Source organism: Xenorhabdus szentirmaii DSM 16338, from assembly GCF_002632585.1.
In the GTDB taxonomy this organism is placed as follows: domain Bacteria; phylum Pseudomonadota; class Gammaproteobacteria; order Enterobacterales; family Enterobacteriaceae; genus Xenorhabdus; species Xenorhabdus szentirmaii.
Genome location: NZ_NIBV01000052.1, coordinates 1 through 399, shown reverse-complemented (window position 1 = coordinate 399; position 399 = coordinate 1). Strand labels below are relative to the sequence as shown.

1 pseudogene is annotated in these 399 nt (G+C 53.6%); it reads left to right on the top strand.

The window, feature by feature from the left end:
• Window positions 1-399 (top strand): annotated as a pseudogene (locus Xsze_RS21585) (DUF1281 domain-containing protein); the annotation flags it as partial.

Here is a 399-nt window from a genome sequence, read left to right as displayed (position 1 = left end):
GCAGAATGGTGCACCAATCAACTGGAAATTACCGGCAAATCCGTCTGTATCGATGTGATGCAACAGTGGGTCTGCGGGGAAGATGCCCCCCGTTACCGTCAGGCGGTGTTGCAAAGTTTACGCCTGTTTCTGGCCGGTTGTGCGGGGATACTCAAACCCACTAAACCGCAAACTTACACGCCGTACCCGGTGTTAGTGCGCGGCACAGCATCTGGCTTTTGAGCAGTGGCTACTGCTGTTACAGAATAATGTGCCGTTGAATACGGACAATATCAAACGCATCAATAACCTGTACCGTCAGTCCGGCCTCAGTCTGATGACCTGGGACAAAGTGCCGGAAGCCGCACGGGATGTTATCGCCCGTCTGCTGACCCGCCAGTATACCGACTGGTTTGGTAT